Annotated in this window: 14 protein-coding genes and 2 pseudogenes; 8 read left to right on the plus strand and 8 right to left on the minus strand. The window is 56.1% G+C overall.

Annotation, left to right across the window (positions count from 1 at the left end; all coding sequences use genetic code 11):
* Positions 1-156: 156 nt before the first annotated feature.
* The 4 genes and pseudogenes from cueR to BLM14_RS30065 form a co-directional block, all read right to left on the minus strand.
* Positions 157-618 carry a Cu(I)-responsive transcriptional regulator gene (cueR, locus tag BLM14_RS30050; protein WP_100003733.1) on the minus strand — a complete coding sequence of 154 codons (462 nt, stop codon included), beginning with the start codon at positions 616-618 and terminating at the stop codon, positions 157-159.
* Positions 615-1,652 carry a 2Fe-2S iron-sulfur cluster-binding protein gene (locus BLM14_RS30055; protein WP_100003734.1) on the minus strand — a complete coding sequence of 346 codons (1,038 nt, stop codon included), beginning with the start codon at positions 1,650-1,652 and terminating at the stop codon, positions 615-617. Before BLM14_RS30055 ends, cueR begins: the two co-directional genes overlap by 4 nt.
* Before the next feature lie 12 nt (positions 1,653-1,664).
* On the minus strand, positions 1,665-4,178 hold the full coding sequence (locus BLM14_RS30060; protein WP_162293282.1) for a heavy metal translocating P-type ATPase: 2,514 nt from the start codon (positions 4,176-4,178) through the stop codon (positions 1,665-1,667).
* A 111-nt stretch (positions 4,179-4,289) separates the two neighbouring features.
* A pseudogene (locus tag BLM14_RS30065) lies at positions 4,290-4,673 on the minus strand (type 2 periplasmic-binding domain-containing protein); the annotation flags it as partial.
* On the opposite strand from BLM14_RS30065, the pseudogene BLM14_RS30070 reads away from it, so the two are divergent.
* From BLM14_RS30070 to BLM14_RS30095, 6 genes and pseudogenes are all read left to right on the plus strand, one after another.
* Positions 4,672-5,867 (plus strand): annotated as a pseudogene (locus tag BLM14_RS30070) (GMC family oxidoreductase); the annotation flags it as partial. The pseudogenes BLM14_RS30065 and BLM14_RS30070 overlap by 2 nt on opposite strands.
* Positions 5,868-5,956: 89 nt before the next feature.
* Complete coding sequence (locus BLM14_RS30075; protein WP_100003736.1) at positions 5,957-9,034, plus strand: ATP-binding protein; 3,078 nt, start codon at positions 5,957-5,959, stop codon at positions 9,032-9,034.
* 67 nt (positions 9,035-9,101) lie between these two features.
* Positions 9,102-10,256 carry a YcaO-like family protein gene (locus tag BLM14_RS30080; protein WP_100003861.1) on the plus strand — a complete coding sequence of 385 codons (1,155 nt, stop codon included), beginning with the start codon at positions 9,102-9,104 and terminating at the stop codon, positions 10,254-10,256.
* 8 nt (positions 10,257-10,264) lie between these two features.
* Complete coding sequence (locus BLM14_RS30085) at positions 10,265-11,029, plus strand: TfuA-like protein (protein ID WP_100003737.1); 765 nt, start codon at positions 10,265-10,267, stop codon at positions 11,027-11,029.
* A 36-nt stretch (positions 11,030-11,065) separates the two neighbouring features.
* On the plus strand, positions 11,066-12,250 hold the full coding sequence (locus BLM14_RS30090; RefSeq protein WP_100003738.1) for a gluzincin family metallopeptidase: 1,185 nt from the start codon (positions 11,066-11,068) through the stop codon (positions 12,248-12,250).
* 19 nt (positions 12,251-12,269) lie between these two features.
* Positions 12,270-12,971 carry a hypothetical protein gene (locus tag BLM14_RS30095; protein ID WP_100003739.1) on the plus strand — a complete coding sequence of 234 codons (702 nt, stop codon included), beginning with the start codon at positions 12,270-12,272 and terminating at the stop codon, positions 12,969-12,971.
* A 57-nt stretch (positions 12,972-13,028) separates the two neighbouring features.
* Here BLM14_RS30095 and BLM14_RS30100 read toward each other — a convergent pair whose 3' ends face one another.
* Together BLM14_RS30100 and BLM14_RS30105 are read right to left on the minus strand one after the other, a co-directional pair.
* A complete protein-coding gene (locus BLM14_RS30100) occupies positions 13,029-13,814 on the minus strand; it encodes an LssY C-terminal domain-containing protein (RefSeq protein ID WP_100003740.1) in 786 nt (261 codons plus the stop codon).
* A gap of 33 nt (positions 13,815-13,847) precedes the next feature.
* Positions 13,848-14,612, minus strand: a complete 765-nt coding sequence (locus BLM14_RS30105; protein ID WP_100003741.1) for a bestrophin-like domain — start codon at positions 14,610-14,612, stop codon at positions 13,848-13,850.
* Positions 14,613-14,956: 344 nt separating this feature from the next.
* On the opposite strand from BLM14_RS30105, the gene BLM14_RS30110 reads away from it, so the two are divergent.
* Together BLM14_RS30110 and BLM14_RS30115 are read left to right on the plus strand one after the other, a co-directional pair.
* Complete coding sequence (locus BLM14_RS30110; protein ID WP_100003862.1) at positions 14,957-16,069, plus strand: calcium:cation antiporter; 1,113 nt, start codon at positions 14,957-14,959, stop codon at positions 16,067-16,069.
* A 187-nt stretch (positions 16,070-16,256) separates the two neighbouring features.
* Entirely contained in the window at positions 16,257-16,601 is a 345-nt protein-coding gene (locus BLM14_RS30115) for a PilZ domain-containing protein (RefSeq protein WP_100003742.1), read from the plus strand.
* 31 nt (positions 16,602-16,632) lie between these two features.
* Here the strand turns inward: BLM14_RS30115 and BLM14_RS30120 are convergent, their stop codons facing one another.
* Positions 16,633-17,103: a hypothetical protein gene (locus BLM14_RS30120; protein WP_100003743.1), complete on the minus strand. Its 471-nt coding sequence runs from the start codon at positions 17,101-17,103 to the stop codon at positions 16,633-16,635.
* Complete coding sequence (locus tag BLM14_RS30125; protein WP_418314294.1) at positions 17,100-17,537, minus strand: flagellar protein FlgN; 438 nt, start codon at positions 17,535-17,537, stop codon at positions 17,100-17,102. The genes BLM14_RS30120 and BLM14_RS30125 overlap by 4 nt, the downstream gene beginning before the upstream one ends.
* Between the last annotated feature and the right edge of the window lies 1 nt (position 17,538).

The raw sequence follows: 17,538 nt of genomic DNA on the forward strand, positions 1-17,538 counted from the left end.
CTCCTCTGGAGTTCGTTTCTTAGCTCCATTTATACCATCCCCCTGGAGGGGATATGTCAACGCAATTATCGTGGATTAATCAGCACAATATTCTGCTTTGCATGCGAAAACAGAAGTGTATCCGTCTGATCGAAGTACCCACCTACCTGGGAGGCGTCAGCCAGCAAGCGTACCTTTTAGCGCGCCGGACCGCTTGGGCACTGCAACCGCTGGCACAAAATCGTCAGCATCAGGTTGAGCAAGATCGCGAATGATCGGGCAATCGGGCCGGCCGTCGCCGTGGCAGTGAGTGGCGAGATGGCGCAGCGTATTGGCCATTTCCCGAAGCTGGCGCATTTTCGCTTCCAGCTCTTCGACATGTTCCAGAGCAATGCGCTTCACATCGGACGAGGCGCGGCTGCGATCGCGCCACAAAGCCAGAAGGTGGCGAATCTGCTCGATTGAAAATCCAAGGTCACGCCCGCGCCGGATGAACCGCAATGTCTCAAGATCATTGCCCGAATAGACGCGATAGCCGGAACCGGTTCGATCCGCCGACTTGATCAGTCCGATCGACTCATAGTGCCGGATCATCTTTGCGGAAACACCCGATGCTGCAGCTGCTTCACCAATGTTCATAGTCCTGCTCCTGTCACTTCGTCTATCGTTCCGGGGGTAAAGAATACGTCTGCGTGAATGTCCGCCGCACGAATACCCCGTTCGATCAGCAGTGGCGCCGTAGCATCGATCATGGCAGGCGGTCCGGCAAGATAGGCTTTCCAGCCATCAAGGTCGCCGAAATCCTCGGCGACGACCGCTCCGACCTGACCACTGCGTCTTCCCGTTTGCGCTTCCTGCGACAAGACAGGAACGAAGCTGAGGTTGCCGTGGCGCGTGCTCAGTTCGCGAAATTGCTCCACCATATATAGGTCACGAGCGGCCCTTGCGCCAAAATAGACGTGAATCGGTTGCCCCATGTTTCTGGCAAGTGCCGTCTCGGCAATAGCCTTGACTGGTGCCAGGCCCGAGCCGCCGGCAATGCCCAGAATGGGTCCCCGGTGTTTTTCGCGCAGGAAGGATGAGCCGAACGGACCTTCGACCGTGATGGCGTCTCCAGCCTTCGCCTGGGCAAAGATGCGTGTGCTTGTCGCGCCGCCCGGTACCTGCCGGATGTGGAATTCGATCAGTTCCTCATCCGGGCGGCTGGCAATGGAGTAATCGCGCGGCGGGCTGCCCGGATAAAAAAACCGCATATATTGCCCAGCTCTAAAGTCGAATTGATTGCGGTTACTGATCTTGACCTGGACCAGCTTGATGTCATGTGTCGCCTCGACGGTCTGCGCTATCACACCCTCGAAGCGACCGGCCGGGATATTGGCCGTCTCATCGGCACCATCGAGCCAGCTGATGGTCACATCACTCTTCGGCATGGCACGGCAGGCAAGCGTCAGCCCTTCCGCCTTCTCCTCTTCCGTCAAGGAAAAGGGCGTATGTTTGAGAAGATCCACCTCTCCGGAAACGAGATGCGACTTGCAGGCCCCGCACCGGCCCATCCGGCAGCCATGCGGATAGGAAATCCCTGCAGCAAGAGCAGCCTGGAGGATCGTCTCCCCTTCCGTCACGGAGATCCCTCGCCCGATCTGCGGCAAGTAGACAGTGTTCGGCATGGTCATCGCAACGAGCTCCTATTCGGCAGCAGCAAGCACGCCGGCAGGCTGCGTATCGAGCCTGTCTTGAAGCGGCGGGCTGAAGCGTTTGAGGCGCAGTGCATTGGTCAGTACGAACACACTCGAAAGGGCCATGGCACCCGCTGCAAGCACAGGTGACAACAATGTGCCATTAACCGGATAGAGCACGCCTGCAGCCACCGGGATGAGCGCCGCATTGTAGGCAAAGGCCCAGAAAAGGTTCTGACCGATGTTGCGGATTGTCGCTTTCGACAGGGCAATGGCATTGACCACGCCACGCAGGTCCCCGGACATCAGCACCACATCGGCACTTTCAATCGCCACATCTGTCCCTGTGCCGATGGCAAGGCCTACATCTGCGGCGGCCAGCGCTGGCGCATCGTTTATACCGTCACCAACAAAGGCTACGCGATGCCCCTTGGACCCCAGCCGCTTGACTGCATCGACCTTGCCGTCAGGCAGCACTTCCGCCACGACCTCGTCGATGCCGAGGCGCCGTGCAATCGCTTCCGCCGTGCGGCGGTTGTCGCCCGTAATCATCGCGACCTTGAGGCCTAGGGCATGCAATGCTGCAATCGCTTCCGGTGTCGACGGCTTGATGGGGTCGGCAACTGTGATGATCGCCGCGAGCCTGCCATCAACGGCAGCATAAAGCGGTGACTGCCCTTCCCGGCCAAGGCGCTCGGCATCGTCAGCGAAAGCCGCCACGCTGTGGCCAAGTTTCGTCATGAACCGGTCGGCACCTACCTCGACTTTCCGGCCGCTAACCATTGCGGCAACACCAAAACCGGGCGTCGCCTCAAAATTGTCAGCGGCGGCGAGCTGTAAGCCGTCGCGCTTGGCAGCTTCGACGATCGCTTCGGCAATCGGATGTTCGGATCGCGATTCGAGCGAGGCGACGAGGCTCAAGATTTCGTTGCGGCCAAAACCTTCGCTCGTCTTGAAATAGGCAAGTGTCGGTTTGCCGAGTGTCAGCGTACCCGTCTTGTCGACAGCGATGACTTCAGCGTCGCGCAGCGTCTGCAGGGCATCCCCTCGCCGGAACAGCACACCCATTTCCGCGGCACGGCCGGTCCCCACCATGATCGAGGTCGGTGTAGCCAGCCCCATCGCGCAAGGGCAGGCTATGATGAGAACGGCGACCGCATTCACCAAGGCAAAGGTCAGGGCGGGATCGGGACCGAAAATGAGCCAGACAATGAACGTCGCGGCAGCCGCGAGCATGACAGCGGGCACGAACCAGTGTGTGACCTTATCCACCATCGCCTGTATCGGCAGCTTGTCCGCCTGGGCCTCTTCGACCATGCGAATGATCTGGGCAATCAGGGTATCGCTACCAACCTTCGTAGCCTTGAAGGTAAATGAGCCATTCTTGTTGACCGTGCCGCCAACGACTTCCGAACCGGCCACCTTGGTTACGGGCACAGGCTCGCCAGTGATCATCGATTCGTCCACGTAGGACGAACCCTCGATTACTGCACCGTCAACCGGGATTTTCTCGCCAGGACGGACAATGATCACATCGCCAGTCTGTACCTCCTGAAGCGGCACATCGACCGCTTCACCATCGCGCAGAACGCGCGCTGACTTGGCCTGCAGTCCGAGCAGCCGCTTGATCGCTTCGCTCGTGCGGCCCTTGGCGCGGGCTTCAAGATAGCGGCCGAGCAGGATAAGCGACACAATAACCGCAGCGGCCTCATAATAGACGTTGGTTGTGCCTTCGGGCAGGAGTTGGGGCGCAAAGGTGGCGACGACCGAAAACCCCCAGGCGGCCGTGGTACCGAGAACGACAAGCGAATTCATGTCGGGTGCCAAGCGCAACAGTGCGGGTACCCCTTTCCTGAAAAAACGCAAGCCAGGACCAAACAGCACCAGCGTGGTCAACAGAAACTGGAGATACCAGCTCTCCCGCATGCCCACAGTTTCCATGACGAATTCGTGGATAGCTGGCACAAGGTGGGATCCCATCTCCAGAACAAAGACCGGCACCGTCAGGATGGAAGCCACGGCGAGGCTGACCTTCAGGCTGCGCAGCTCGGCTTCGCGCCGGTCATGCTCGCCATCTTCGGCCTTGCCTGTTACGACCTCACTTGCTGCGTAGCCTGCAGCCTTGATGGCCTCTGCCAGACGCGAGGCAGTCGCATTTCCGGCCGCAACCCGCACAGTTGCCCGTTCCGTCGCCAGGTTGACGCTGGCATTGGTGACACCGGAGACTGCCTTAAGCGCCTTTTCAACCCGGCCGACGCAGGACCCACAGGTCATGCCCTCGATATCCAGCTCGATTGTTTTTTCGCCAACCTCGTAACCGGCATTGCGGATCGCATTGATCACGGCTGGAACGTCGGGCGTGCCGGAAAAGGCAATATCGGCGCGTTCTGTTGCGAGATTGACAGAAGCCTTGGCGACGCCAGGTACATTTGCGATGGCTTTCTCTACTCGGCCAACGCATGAGGCGCATGTCATGCCTTCAATGGCCAACTGATGGTTGGGGCGAATCTGGACATCTGACATGCTCATTGGAAAACCTCTTTTATCCTGTTACCAGCAAGATAGGGCTTCCCATCGTGGTAAGGTCAAGGCCTTTTAAATGCGCCCATTCAAGGCAGGCGCAACAGCACTGGATCAGCTCTTGGATAACGCCGTAGCCGATTTCCTGTCGAGCAGTGCCTGCAGTCCGAGAGCAGGATATTGCTTATCGAGATCGAGAATGTCCTCAAGCAGTTCAGCGATGATCCAGTCCCGGATAAGCGACACAACGGGCCGGCGCGGCTTGTCTCGCATACGCACCAAATGGCAAAGCCGCCCCGTCACCATCAGATCCTGCCGTGCAGGGACAAGCGCGCGTGTGCGAAGCCAGTGAGCAACGACATTCAGCCAGCCCAGAGCCACACCCTGACCCAGCAATGCCGCTTGCACGACAATCGCATAATCCGAAAAGATGAGCGAATTGACCGTCTCGCCGACCTGTCGGGGCAAGAACAGGCCGGACCAGTCGGGCTGGGCATTGTCCGCGAATGGATATCCGATGCGGCCCGATCAGAATGGTAACTGGCAGGATGGCGTATTCGTCGGTGCAGTTGCTGTCAGTGAAAACGGCGAAAGGGTGCCAACGTCGGTGGTGTATCTGACACCAGAGGTGCGACAGCGGCCCAATCTGCGTGTTATCACCGGCCGGACAGTCGAACGGCTACTTTTTGAGGGGACGCGCGCCATCGGAGCCACTCTCCTTGCAGATGGCACGGAACCCGCCACAACAATCCGGGCTTCCGAAGTTATCGTTTCATCCGGCGCTATCCACACCCCGGCCTTGCTGCTGCGCAGCGGTGTCGGACCCGCAAGCGAACTCACGAGCCTCGGTATTCCGGTTGTCGCTGACCGGCCCGGCGTCGGGCGTAACCTGATGGAACATCCATCCATTGCTGTCGCCGCCTTTCTGCCCCCAGCTGCTCGGGTAACTGATCAGTCCGAGCATCACGAACAGTGCATCCTGCGCTTCTCATCAGGCTTGCAAGGTACGTCACAGGGCGACATGCATGCCGCGATCCTTTCACGGTCAGGATGGCATTCTGTCGGCATGCGCATGGGCAGCCTGTTTTTTTGGGTCAACAAGTCCTATTCCCGCGGCTTGCTCACACTTGCCTCTGCCGACGCGCGGATAGAGCCCTCCGTCGATTTCAGGTTGCTGTCGGACGAGCGCGATCTGGAACGGTTGAAGCTGGCTCTGCGGCTCGGAGCGCATACACTGGTCGATCCGCTGATGAACGGTTTCAGAGACACGGTCTTTCCTTCAAGCTATTCGCCACGCGTCGCGAAGGTTGCAGCGCCTGGCCTGTTGAACACGGTCCAGCGTGGCGCTCTTGTGCCGGCCCCCTACGCAAGAACCTCATTCATGGCATTGTCACGCTTGGGGTCACGCTCGATGACCTGCTTAATGACGATGACGCCCTTACTTCTTTTGTCCGGAAATATGTTGGCGGCACATGGCACCCGTCCGGTACATGCCGGATGGGTGCGGAAGACAATCCCATGGCTGTCACGTCCCCATCTGGCAGAGTTTACGGCGTACAGAACTTGCGCGTTTGCGACGCCTCACTGATGCCGAGCATACCTTGTGCAAACACCAACATTCCGACGATCATGGTTGCCGAGCGGATTGCCGACCTTATCAAAACCGAACGCAGGGTGTCCCCCGTCACCTAGTCAACCACGGAAATAGCGCCCATTTGTGTTATAATTGTCTGGCGAGAGAGAGCAGAATTTAACAAACACGCAAAAGCCAGGAGCGGTGCATGCCGCATGCGAGTCCGGTCAACACACCAAAACCACCAATCAGGCCACCTCGGCGCACGGGACGCTCCTCCGAGGACAGTAGCGCGCGACGAATCGTAACCGCTCTTTGCTATGATTTGGTCGGATCAACCAATCTGCTTCAACTATTGGACATCGAAGATTACCAGGAACTGATAGCTGCTTTTCAGCAAGGGGCGAGAAAGGCAATTACGTCACGGTCGGGCGTCATGCAGATCGAAGCAGGCGATGGGGGTGTAGCGCTGTTCCCGATTCAACTCGGTGCAAAAGACGCGGCATCGCTCGCCATCAGTGCCGGTCTGGAGATTGTCGAAGCTTGCAGGCGTGTCGGCCTGGAAGCCAAGCGTGATGATGTTCACGTACGCATCGGGATTGCCACATCGATTGCACTTGTACCTGAGACACGCGAGGAAAATTGGACGCAGGAACCCGTCACCGGCGCCGCACTGGCCATGGCCACCCGCCTGGAGTCCATCGCTGCACCCGACAGCGTTTTGGTTTCTCAGGAAACACGCAATCTGGCAGGCAGGTCGCATGCTTTCATATTCCAGGGTAGCAGGCTGCTTAAGGGCTTTGTCGATCCGGAGAAAGTATGGCGTGCACTCGGACACAAAAAGGAAGTCGATAGATTTTATGCATTCGGCAGACTTGGCGGCCCGTTCATTGGACGTGCAAGTGAACTGGTCACGATTGCCAGCTCCTGGAAGAACGTTCTTGCTGGACATGGCGAAACTCTATCGATCGAGGGCAATCCCGGAATTGGGAAATCGCGCCTTTTGCGTGAAATCCGCAGAATAACGCGTGACCAGCGATCAAGATCGTTTTTCTTTCAATGCTCACCTGGTGGCTTGCGCTCAACCCTTCATCCTCTGCTGCATAGCTTTCCCGGCGAGATGTCCAACGAAGGTGGGCAATCACGGCTGACGGCTGCAGCTGTGGCAACCCTTTTCAAACGTCATGGGATTCGCGATGACGACGTGATCGAAATTTTTGCATATTTGCTGGGGGTTACCGGCCGAAATCGACTCTTGTCGGATAGCGATCCCAAGGCAGTCCGGGAAAAAGCCCGTCACGCTGTCTTCCGCGCGCTACAGGCGATGTGCGAAAATGGGCCGGTTGTTCTGGCCGTCGAAGACATACACTGGATCGATCCCACATCGCAGGATTTACTGGCCGAAGCTGCGAGGATCATACATCAGCTTCCGATTCTCCTCATCGTAACCTCGCGTCCCAGTACTCCGGTCGACTGGCTGGATACGGCAAACGTGACGCGCATCTCGCTACAGCCATTTGACAGCGCCGAAACAAGACTGGCGATAAAGACAAGGTGGCCAGAGCACCGGCTGGCCATGCTTCCCGAGCTTTTTGAGGTGACAGAGCGGATATCGGGCGGCATCCCACTCTTCATTGAGGAAATCTGCCAGTGGGTCTCAGAAAGTTTAGGGACCGACTCGATGAAAATTTCCGGGACCGTTTCGTCTACCCATATCTCCGCATTCGAGGGAATACTCGATGCTCGACTCCAGCACTTCGGCTCTGCCAGAGAGCTGGCGCGAGCAGGCTCGGTTGCTGGCGCTCGCTTCACGCTTCCCCTGTTGCGCTCGCTGTTGCCGGACTTTGGAAAGAAGTCTCTGGCTAGTGCGGCAGACACGCTGTGCGAGACAGGCTTCCTTACCAGGATCAGGGTGGCAGGGAAAATGACCTATAGTTTCCGGCACGCGCTGATCCAGGAAACGATCTATGACTCGCTGTTGCGCAAACAGCGGCAAGTATTGCACCGAAGACTGTTCAGCGCCGTGAACGAAAATCGCGAGGCCGGTGCTTGGATCGACACAGGTGCGCTTGCCGAACACGCGGAACGCGCAGGGCTTGTGGAGAACGCAGCCGACCTGTTTATCAAGGCAGGAAAGGAGAGCTCGAGCCGGTCAGCCATGATAGAGGCGCGTCAGCACCTCGAACACGCTTTGGCTCTTTGCGACCAATTGAGCGATGGGACCGCGGTCGAGTCATTGCAACTTTCAGCGCTGACTGCGCTCGGACCGGTCCTGACCGGACTGGTTGGACTGAACTCACCACCCGCACGCAAACTGTATGAAGACGGCGTGGCGATCGCCCGCCGGCAAGCGATGGAAGACCAATCCAAGTGGTTTCCCATTTATTGGGGCTGGTGGCTCACCGGTTCAGATTTTCGCGTCATGCATGACCGCGCCTTGCAGGTGCAGACAATGTTATCAGCGGTCGAGGATCCTGAAATAAAGCTTCAGGTCAATCATTGCATTTGGGCAATCGCTTTCAACATTGGTCAGCATCGGGAGACCCAGGATGCTATTAATGCCGGCCTGGCGCTCTATGATGAGAAAGTGGCAAAAACGAGCCGAACATTATTTGGCGGGCATGACGCCAAGGTCTGCGGTCTCGGGCAGCTGGCGCTTTCATTGTGGTTGACGGGTGACGTGAAGGCGTCGGACCGGGTTCTGTCAAAAATGGTCGCTTTCGCTGACCAAATATCACACGCGCCCAGCAAGGCGCACTCGCTTGATACTGAAGCAGTGTCCGCCTTCTACCGGAATGACTATGAACAGCTTACCGATGTCTCAAGGAGAATGACGGAACTGTCAAAGAAACATGGGATGCAATCCTTGTCCGGGCTGTCGCTACTTTTCGGAGGTTGGGCCAATGCGCATCGTGAAAATCTCGCAAGCGGTCATGAAATGTTCAGCGATGGCCTTTCTCTCTTGAAACAACTGGGTGCTGTTATCGATCTCCCAATCTATCTGGACATGCATGCCACCCTGCTGGGTTTGGCGGGCAAATACGAGCACGCGACTGACGTTGCAACTGAAGCGATCGAAAAAGCCAAGGAAACGGGACACGCATACTGGCTTGCCGAGCTTTATCGTCGCCGCGCGGTCCTTCGTGCACAGGGGAGTGCAAAAAAGGATGCGGTGATTGCCGACCTGAGATCTGCCATAGCGATTGCAGAAAGCCAGGGCGCAACAGCTCTCCTGAAACGAGCCAGGAGTTCAATCCAGGAGCTTGGTGTTGTCGGGGAGCTTTGATTCCAAGCGGCAGAGAGTCGATGGCACATCGCTGAATGATGGGCCACTCTCCGATTTCCGCGCCGCAATGGTTTCGGCCATGCATGCGCCCTTGTCGCAGCCCCCAGATTCCAAGGAAACAGAACTGTGTTTTCACACGATACTGCCGCTCTGCCGCCCCGCGCGCATAACCCGGCTAGGTGACCTGACCGGGCTTGATCGGATCGGCCTTCCGGTCGTTCAGGCTGTTCGACCGGATGCCCTCTCCGAAGTTACTTCGCTTGGACGAGGCCTTTCCACGATGGAAGCTGCCGTTGGCGCGATCATGGAATCGCTCGAGCGCTTCTATGCTGAGTCGATACCGCCAGACCGTATTTTCCTCGCCACAGCAGATGATCTGAACATACCAGACGCCCTGTTTGAAAATCTGCTCGTGCCGCATTGCCAGGAAAATTGGCGGAGCCGAACGATACCCTGGATTACCGGAATTGACGTAGCCATGGGTTCCGCACAAGCGGTCCCCCTGGAACTCGTTCACACCTGCTACACCGAACCGCCATCCACCTACGATGGTACGTTCATACGCACGACCACCGGCCTTGCTTGCCACGTGACTTCGCATGAAGCGTTCCTGCATGGAGTGTACGAATGTATCGAACGCGACGCTCTGGCTCGCGCTTTTGCGACCCACGGATTCTTCGAGCGAATGCGAATTGCACACACTGGGCTTGGCGACGGGGTTGATCACCTCCTATCGCTTGCGGGAGAGCGTGGGATATCGTTTGCCTTGTGGTACGCACCCTCACCAACGGGGGTTCCTGTGGTCTGGTGCCAGACTATCGAGACCGGTCCAGGCGAGCCAATCCTTGCCCTCCCAACCGAGGGTTATTCCGCTGGAGCAAATCTCGCGATTGCCGCACTGAACGCTATGCTTGAAGCATTGGTAACGCGGGCGGGCGCAATATCGGGTGCACGCGACGACCAAACCAGGAGACATTACCGAAGAAGCACCGACGCCATCGTTGCCAATGCCCGCCATCTCATTCTTGAGGAAGCTCCCCTCACGCCAGATGCGGCAGCGGGATGGCTTCCCGTTTTCAGTCTGCCGTCCCTTGTCGACAGAATTGTATCTGCCGGGTTGGGGCCGGTCCTGGCTGTCCCCGTCGGCTCGGATGCAGGCACGGGTGTTCAGTGCGTGAAAACCATTCTTCCTGGCACCCTTCCCTTCTCAGTTGTGCGTTGAGTATTCAGATGGCCGCATCGAGCAACAAAGGGCCGATTTTGGTGTTTCTTGGTCCGACGCTCCGGCTGCCCGACGCTGAGAAGGTGCTCGATGCTATTTACTTGCAGCCTGTTGCACAGGGCGACATCCTGCTTGCCGCCCATGCTTTCCATCCGCGGGCGATGGTCTTGATCGATGGACAATTCGAGGACAGGCCTGCTGTCCGGCATAAGGAAATCCTTTGGGCGATGGCTCAAGGAATAATCATGATCGGTGCCGCGAGCATGGGAGCGCTGCGGGCGGCAGAACTGAGCAGCTTCGGAATGGTCGGTATCGGTCTGATCTACAGATGGTACCGGCGGTGGCCGCTTGCTCCGGATGATGCGGTTGCGATACACTCTGCGCCTGCGGCGCTTGGCTTTCTCCCTTTGACGGAGTCATTGGTCGACATTCAACGGACGCTCTCTAGCCTTATGCGACGCGGTATCATCACCCCTGCCGAGCGTAACGAACTCTGCGCCCTCGCACGCAGGATCAATTTTCGTGATCGCACGATACCAGCCGTGTTACGCGCTGCGGAATGGCCCACTAACAGGTATGCCGAGATACGACAGGGGTTCACAGCGCAAAAACGAGCTGACGCAATGCTCGCGTTGAAATTGGCACCATCTATAGTCAATCAAATTAATCAAAAAGAATTATATACATGGATATCAACTAATACTTTCGATAGAGACCTCGAAGCATCTGGGATTGACAGAAAACTTCTCAACACTTATAAGAATAATGTATAGTTGGGGAACTATTCTTACCGAAAGAGCTATTGTACGATGGCTGTGCTTGAAAACACTGCCCTTGAACGCGTGGCAACGCGGGTAGGGACGCGATTCTGGATTTTCCCGCAGCCTCCGTTCATTCCGGGCTACGAACAGCCAGATCGCGTTTGGCTTTCAATACTGCCCGATGAGATCGGCGACGGTCCCAGCGACGTTTCAATGTATGTGGCGGACCCCCTTTTTGACAAGGCACCATATGGTCTTAGCCGGTTTCCACCATTCGATGGAGCAAGGCGCCCGTTGGCCAAACCAGGTCCGGATCGTCATTTTGACAATCTGGATCCAAACTCGAGGGCTTTTCTTGGTGTCCACGCCTATGCATGCGTTCACTTCGTTCTCGATATTTGGCAGAGCTACCTGGGTCGTCCGATCCGTTGGTTCTTTGACCAGGCTTTTCCAAAGCTTGAAATCGTTCCTCTTGTGGATTGGGAGAATGCCCAGGCAGGCTATGGCTATCTTGAATTGGGCTACGCACAGGTTGGCGGCATAAAACGGCCCTACGCATTGAACTTCGACACTATAGCCCACGAGGTAGGACATTTCATAAGCCTGTCGCAGACGGGGATTCCCGGGGGAATCCCACGCGAAGCCGATTTCTTCCCGTTTTCCGAAGCGTTTTCAGACCTTGTGTCGCTCATTTCATTCCTGCATTTTGATTCCGCCATCGATCGACTGCTTCGGCGAACGAAGGGCAATCTTCTGCTCTACAACGAGCTTAACCGCTTTGCAGAAACAAGCCCGGAGACGCAGATCCGCCTCGCAACCAATTCCCGGCGAATGTCCGAGGTAACCAGCCAAGTGCACGACCGCGCCCTTCCTTTCATCGGTGCCGTATTCGACAGTATTGTTGAGTTGTATCATCGCCAACTGGTGGCAAATGGTTGCGCGGATGAGCGGCTTCTGCATGTCGATCTTCGCCAACTGACCCTGGACGAATTTGATGGGTTTCGCGAAATGACAGCGGAAGCTTTCAAGTACAAACCACTCTTTTTCAAACTCGCGCTGATCACTGCCCGAGACCAGGTTGGCCGGGCACTTGCAGCGTCATTGAGATCTCTCGATCCAAATACACTGAGCCTTGAGCAGGCGGCAGGCGCCATAATCTCCGCTGCCGAAGGGTCCGCCGCCGAACGGCTAGAAGAGAATTTTGCATGGCGCGAGGTTCCCGGCTCAAGATGAGCCAAAAAAGGAGGGGAAGATGAGCAATTATTGTGTAAATCCCGGTGTGGGTGATCCTCCAGATCGGCTGGGATCCCTGGATTATAATTCCTATTGCCCAGGCGAAGTACGACTATATGGACGCCCCGCTTTGCGGCGGCAAATACCCAAAATGTCCGCTAAAGATTTTGAAAAGAAAATAAGAAAAGAACTACAAAAGAACGACATAACTGCTGAAAATATAGGGGATATAACAGGAATTATAAAAGCAATTATGGAAATGATCGAATGGAATATGAACTCAGAATACATCATGGGTATCGTTAGCAAGAATATCACATTCGCGATATACGATGGAGAATATATACATGCCCTGCCAATAGATTTTAATATGCCTTCAAAGGATTATTCTGAAGATTATTATAAATATATAAAGAGTATAGGAGTCATATATGGCTATGCCTACGAAGGGCATTGCTATAAATTACCAAAGCCGCAGATCATGTTTTTGCCTGAACCTGCGCGAAATATTGTCCCCGGTGATTGCGGTGGTGATTGCGGGTATGACCCGAAACTCGGTTATGCCGTGTGGCAGATTGACAAGCTTGAACGTGTCATAGCGTTGAACGTTCGTTCCGATGATGTCAAAACACTGGTTTTAGACGAAAACATGCCGGGAAGCCGCTCACCACAGGCTTACGCGCAATCGATGATGCTGGCTCCGCAACGCCCACATGACTAGTTGATCGTACAGTTAGCGGGGCGGATCAATCATGTTTGGGGCCATAGAGCAACCGCTTCAATATCCAAGCATGCTCTTGATCCCCTGCCACGCCCTGTCCTTGGCCTGTATAAACGCCGGAGGCGCAAGTGTCTCGGGAGGCAGGCTTCGGCGCTTTCCGTCAAGGACAAGAGTGAGCATGCGGATCTCACCGTCGGTAAAGTAGCGGCTTCCCTCCCCATTGCGCCCGTTGAGCGTTGGCCCAACACCCGAGACCTGATAGATCGCCTCCACCATGCCGGCATTCGTGAGATCCGTCGAGAAATAGTCCCGCTCAGCGTCGATATCCGGGGCAATATCGTGCGTGACCTGGCCCGTATATTTGCTGAGTCCTACGCCCTGATCGAAAGTTGCCGACCCTAGCCAGACCGGACGCTGTTCGGCTCCCGTTTCGAGGACTTTCCACAAACGCACGTGATGACGCTGACGCGCGCTGGTACCGACGGGCTTCTCGTAAGCGAGATCCTCGCGCCGCCCATCGTAAAAGAGTGGGCTGACCGGAGCCCTGTCATATGGCCGGTCAAGCACAACGCTTCCGATAATATCGAGGCTTGACCGTAGGGTGACAGGGTCGGCGGGAAACCACGCGCCAGCATGCATGGCACGAATAATGTCCTCACGATCGCCGATCAGGCCGACATTGAGTGGATCGCCCGGAATACCGCCTGCTGTATTGGTAACCATCGGATGGCTGGCAAGGTCTGGTTGCCGTTCATAATGGGTCCAGGCTGCAGGAAGCGCTACATAAGCGAGAAGAACATATACTAAGATGAGGACGGCACCGCTAACGAACAGACGCTTCATTTCCCATCCTGTATATTGCGTTCCTTCCCATCCTCAGTTTCCCCCGAGATTGGCAAGCGCCGTTCGCAACGGAGCATCGGAGACCTGAATGAATCCGAGATAGGGATGGGCCATGTCGATGATCAAAAATACCGCACCCGCCACCGACAGTGCACATACAAACAATACGCAAACAACCGTACCGTTGCTGGGCGCCAAAAGCCCGAACGTGAAGAACAGAAGAGCGAGCCAGAACACCAGAATCGCGAGGAATGCCCATGGCAGTCCCTCATTGTCTTTTTCGATAAGCAACCAATGGGCCTCCGCTATTTGCCCGCTCACTTCAAGGCCGCGCGATTGCAGTGAGCCTCTGGCATCGGTGTCGGGAGACAGTGCTCGCAATTCGTCTTGCACAACCTCAATGCCCCGATCGCTCATGGCGCCACCTGTTGCCGGTTGGTCATCGTCCCTGCCACCCCAGGCTTTGCGGAGCCGTATTTCAACGAGTTCAGCGAGCATCCGACGTGCCGTCGCAGTCTCTGGGCCGTAGTGCGCCATGACACGGTCCAGCAACACCAACCGCGCTACCGATGTTCTCAACTCGGCTTCTGCATCGTCAAAAGTTGTCTTCGCCGACGCGATCAAGAAGCCGAGGGCCAGGGCCGACAATGTCCCGACCACCGCCGTTGCAAGCTTGATCGCATCTCTGGACTCAGTACTGAGATGATGATCCGGCAATCGTTCGCGAAGAACCATCCCTAACATTGCAGCAAGGGACAGGCAGATGAACACGATCCCGCCGATGGCGAGCGCGCTCATAGGTGATGCCAAGTTGCTGATCTCACCAGGAATACCTCTCCAACTGAAGCACGATGCGGGTGACAATTCGCGCACGTCATTCGACTAAGTGACGCCCGATCATACAATGATGATCTCCAACTGCATCAACAGAATCTGGCAGAAGCAGCCTTCTATGTACTACGTGATGACGAAGCGCCCGGATACTGGGGACCACAAAGTTCTCGCGTCGCATTGATCCTCCACGGGCTGGGCTATGAGTCGCGAGGGTGGTATGAGATCGTCGCGCCTGATTTTGCTGGAGGCACTCCTTGCCAGCTCACGCGTGTATGATTTTGCCGAGCTTTACCTTCGGACCCGTGCTTATGACCACTAATACTTTGCCGATCCATACCTACCTGCTCCCGATCGGATCGGTCGTGCTTGCAGCAGGGATCCATCTGATCGGCGTCCCGATAGGCGATGGGTATCCGGGGGTACGCATCCTGGTTTCGTTGCTCGCCATTTGCGTGCTGCTTACAACAGTGTTCGTCGTTCTCCAGCATGCCGAAATGTTGGCGGTGCGCCTCGGCCAACCTTACGGAACACTGCTTCTCACGTTCGCAGTCACTACCGTCGAAGTTTCAATCATCGTTTCAATGATGCTGCATGGCGAGAACAATCCGACGCTGGCTCGTGAATCCGTATTCTCCACCATTATGATCGTTTGTGCCGGCGTCGTAGGTCTTTGCCTAACACTCGGCGGATGGCAGCATCGTCAGCAGGATCTGAAAAGGCAGGGCACGAATGCATTCCTTTCTGTTCTGACCGCGCTGGCAGTCCTGACACTTGTCTTGCCCAACTTCACTCTTGCAGCAAAGCCGGGAACCTTCTCACCCGTGCAACTCATCTTTGTCAGTCTCTGCTCTGTCCTGCTATATGGCAGCTTCGTTTTCGCGCAGACCGTCGGGCATCGTGACGATTTCTTGGATGATGGCGCAGGCCATGACAGCCAGCATATGAGCCACGTCGTTGTAAGGGGAACCATATGGGTGAACGCCGTACTTCTTCTGACCGGTCTTGTTGGCATCGTTCTTCTCGCCGAGCAGGTGGCCATCGGCGTGGAGGATGGTCTTGCGGCTCTTCACGTTGAACAGACCGACACGATCGTCGGCGCCTTCATCGCCACTCTGGTTCTTTTGCCAGAAGCACTCTCGGCCATTCGAGCCGCCCTCAACAATGAGCTGCAACGCAGCCTCAATATTGCGCTTGGATCGGCACTCGCGACCATTGGCCTGACCATTCCAGCTGTCGGAATAGCCAGCCTCGTGACAGACCGGGAGCTCACCCTTGGTCTGCCAGCCGGTGACTCGATCCTTCTGGCGCTGATACTCTCGATCAGCATTCACAGCTTCGGGACCGGTCGAACAACCGTACTGACGGGGCTCGTCCACCTTGTTGTCTTTATCGCTTTCCTCATGCTGATCGCGTTCCCCTGAAATCCGCGACGTCGCGCCTGTCATCCGCTGCTAAGCGAAGCTGTTCCATCAGGCGCGTCAGGCCGGTTGTGCATAACGGATTTGCAATTGTTTTTCGTTAAAAGCTTCAGGTGAAATCGCCGATCTGGACGGATGCTCTTTCGCCTCTGACCGTGTCGGTCGCGCAATCCTGTCGAGCCAACTGTCCATGCCGCCTTCTGGAACGGATAATAAAACGGAAAAACGAACTGAGGAGCGCAAGCGGACACGGCTGCGTTCGGGCAAACTCGTAATGCTCACGGGCCAGTTTCTCACTGAATGTCATTTTCAAAATCTTGCCGGTGGCGGTGCCAAAATCAGGATTGTCAGCCAGTGTGCTGTGCCCAATCGTTTTTGGCTGTTTGACGATCAATATTGCGGCGCGCTGATGGCGGAAATCGTCTGGCGGAAGGATTCGGATTTCGGCGTGCGCTTTGTTCAGGACCCCAGCATCGTTCCCCTGAACGACACCATTCTGAGTACGCTTGCAGGAAAATATTATTCTCTCCGATGAGGCGCTGTTTCAAGCAACTGCGCGCGTACCGCTACTCGCGCTCGAGGCCCTTGGTATTCTGCTCGCGGATTTCCTTCGCCGTAATGTAATTGAATTGCTCGACAAGCAGGTCCTGCACCAGCGGCTGTGAAAACCGTGCATTGACCCCGTCAATAATCGATTTCTTGACGTCATCGAACTTGATTTTCTGTACGTCCTTCACGTCCGAAAAATGCCCGTAGAACTGACGGAAAACCTCATCATTGATAAAATAAGCCACCGGCACGTCCATGGCTTCCTTCGCGCTCTTATCCAGGGTGTAGCCAAGTTGGGACACCACGTAGCCTTGAACGGCCCCATCGATAATCACGGGCACGCTGAAGACGTCCGTCTTGCCAAAGTCGAGCACTTCCTTCGCCGATGAAGATACCGCCGCCGTTGCTGTGTTTTGCCAAACTGCGAAATACAGTGACCCAAGCGCGACGACGCAGATCCAGAGGCCGATCAGCACAATACGGATCATGCGCCCTGCCCGTTCCTTACCTGATCGGCGGTGTAGGTACCATCCGCTTCCTGCGTTTCAAGTGCGTTGCGGATAATTCCAGCCAACTCCGTCACTGCGCGCAAATGCAACTTGATAGCATCGCAATTGCGGTCAAGCTTCTTGCGCAAGCTGTCAAGAACCGGCTGCAGCGATTTGAGAGCAAGTCCGTCGACGGTCTTTGCTGCCTTGCTCATCGCCTTGTTGAAGTCGCGTAGACCGCGGCTCTTATGCGCATTGATGTCCGCGAGATCAATCGTCTGCCCATCAAGGAGCAGCCGCGTTTCACGCTCAACGACTTCTTCCAGACGCCGGATGGCGACAAGGACAGGCTCAAGAGCGGGTTCGTTTCGGGGTGCAGGTGTTACGTGTTCAATCATTTCGCCACGGTTCTGGTTATCGTTCATTGAATCCATA

It is taken from the genome of Phyllobacterium zundukense, from assembly GCF_002764115.1.
GTDB lineage: Bacteria > Pseudomonadota > Alphaproteobacteria > Rhizobiales > Rhizobiaceae > Phyllobacterium > Phyllobacterium zundukense.

What these genes read in the sequence shown, in the direction of transcription:
- cueR (WP_100003733.1), bottom strand. Translation starts at nt 618, where the DNA reads ATGAACATTGGTGAAGCAGCTGCAGCATCGGGTGTTTCCGCAAAGATG.
- BLM14_RS30055 (WP_100003734.1), bottom strand. Translation starts at nt 1,652, where the DNA reads ATGACCATGCCGAACACTGTCTACTTGCCGCAGATCGGGCGAGGGATC.
- BLM14_RS30060 (WP_162293282.1), bottom strand. Translation starts at nt 4,178, where the DNA reads ATGTCAGATGTCCAGATTCGCCCCAACCATCAGTTGGCCATTGAAGGC.
- BLM14_RS30075 (WP_100003736.1), top strand. Translation starts at nt 5,957, where the DNA reads ATGCCGCATGCGAGTCCGGTCAACACACCAAAACCACCAATCAGGCCA.
- BLM14_RS30080 (WP_100003861.1), top strand. Translation starts at nt 9,102, where the DNA reads ATGGTTTCGGCCATGCATGCGCCCTTGTCGCAGCCCCCAGATTCCAAG.
- BLM14_RS30085 (WP_100003737.1), top strand. Translation starts at nt 10,265, where the DNA reads ATGGCCGCATCGAGCAACAAAGGGCCGATTTTGGTGTTTCTTGGTCCG.
- BLM14_RS30090 (WP_100003738.1), top strand. Translation starts at nt 11,066, where the DNA reads ATGGCTGTGCTTGAAAACACTGCCCTTGAACGCGTGGCAACGCGGGTA.
- BLM14_RS30095 (WP_100003739.1), top strand. Translation starts at nt 12,270, where the DNA reads ATGAGCAATTATTGTGTAAATCCCGGTGTGGGTGATCCTCCAGATCGG.
- BLM14_RS30100 (WP_100003740.1), bottom strand. Translation starts at nt 13,814, where the DNA reads ATGAAGCGTCTGTTCGTTAGCGGTGCCGTCCTCATCTTAGTATATGTT.
- BLM14_RS30105 (WP_100003741.1), bottom strand. Translation starts at nt 14,612, where the DNA reads ATGAGCGCGCTCGCCATCGGCGGGATCGTGTTCATCTGCCTGTCCCTT.
- BLM14_RS30110 (WP_100003862.1), top strand. Translation starts at nt 14,957, where the DNA reads ATGACCACTAATACTTTGCCGATCCATACCTACCTGCTCCCGATCGGA.
- BLM14_RS30115 (WP_100003742.1), top strand. Translation starts at nt 16,257, where the DNA reads ATGCCGCCTTCTGGAACGGATAATAAAACGGAAAAACGAACTGAGGAG.
- BLM14_RS30120 (WP_100003743.1), bottom strand. Translation starts at nt 17,103, where the DNA reads ATGATCCGTATTGTGCTGATCGGCCTCTGGATCTGCGTCGTCGCGCTT.
- BLM14_RS30125 (WP_418314294.1), bottom strand. Translation starts at nt 17,537, where the DNA reads ATGGATTCAATGAACGATAACCAGAACCGTGGCGAAATGATTGAACAC.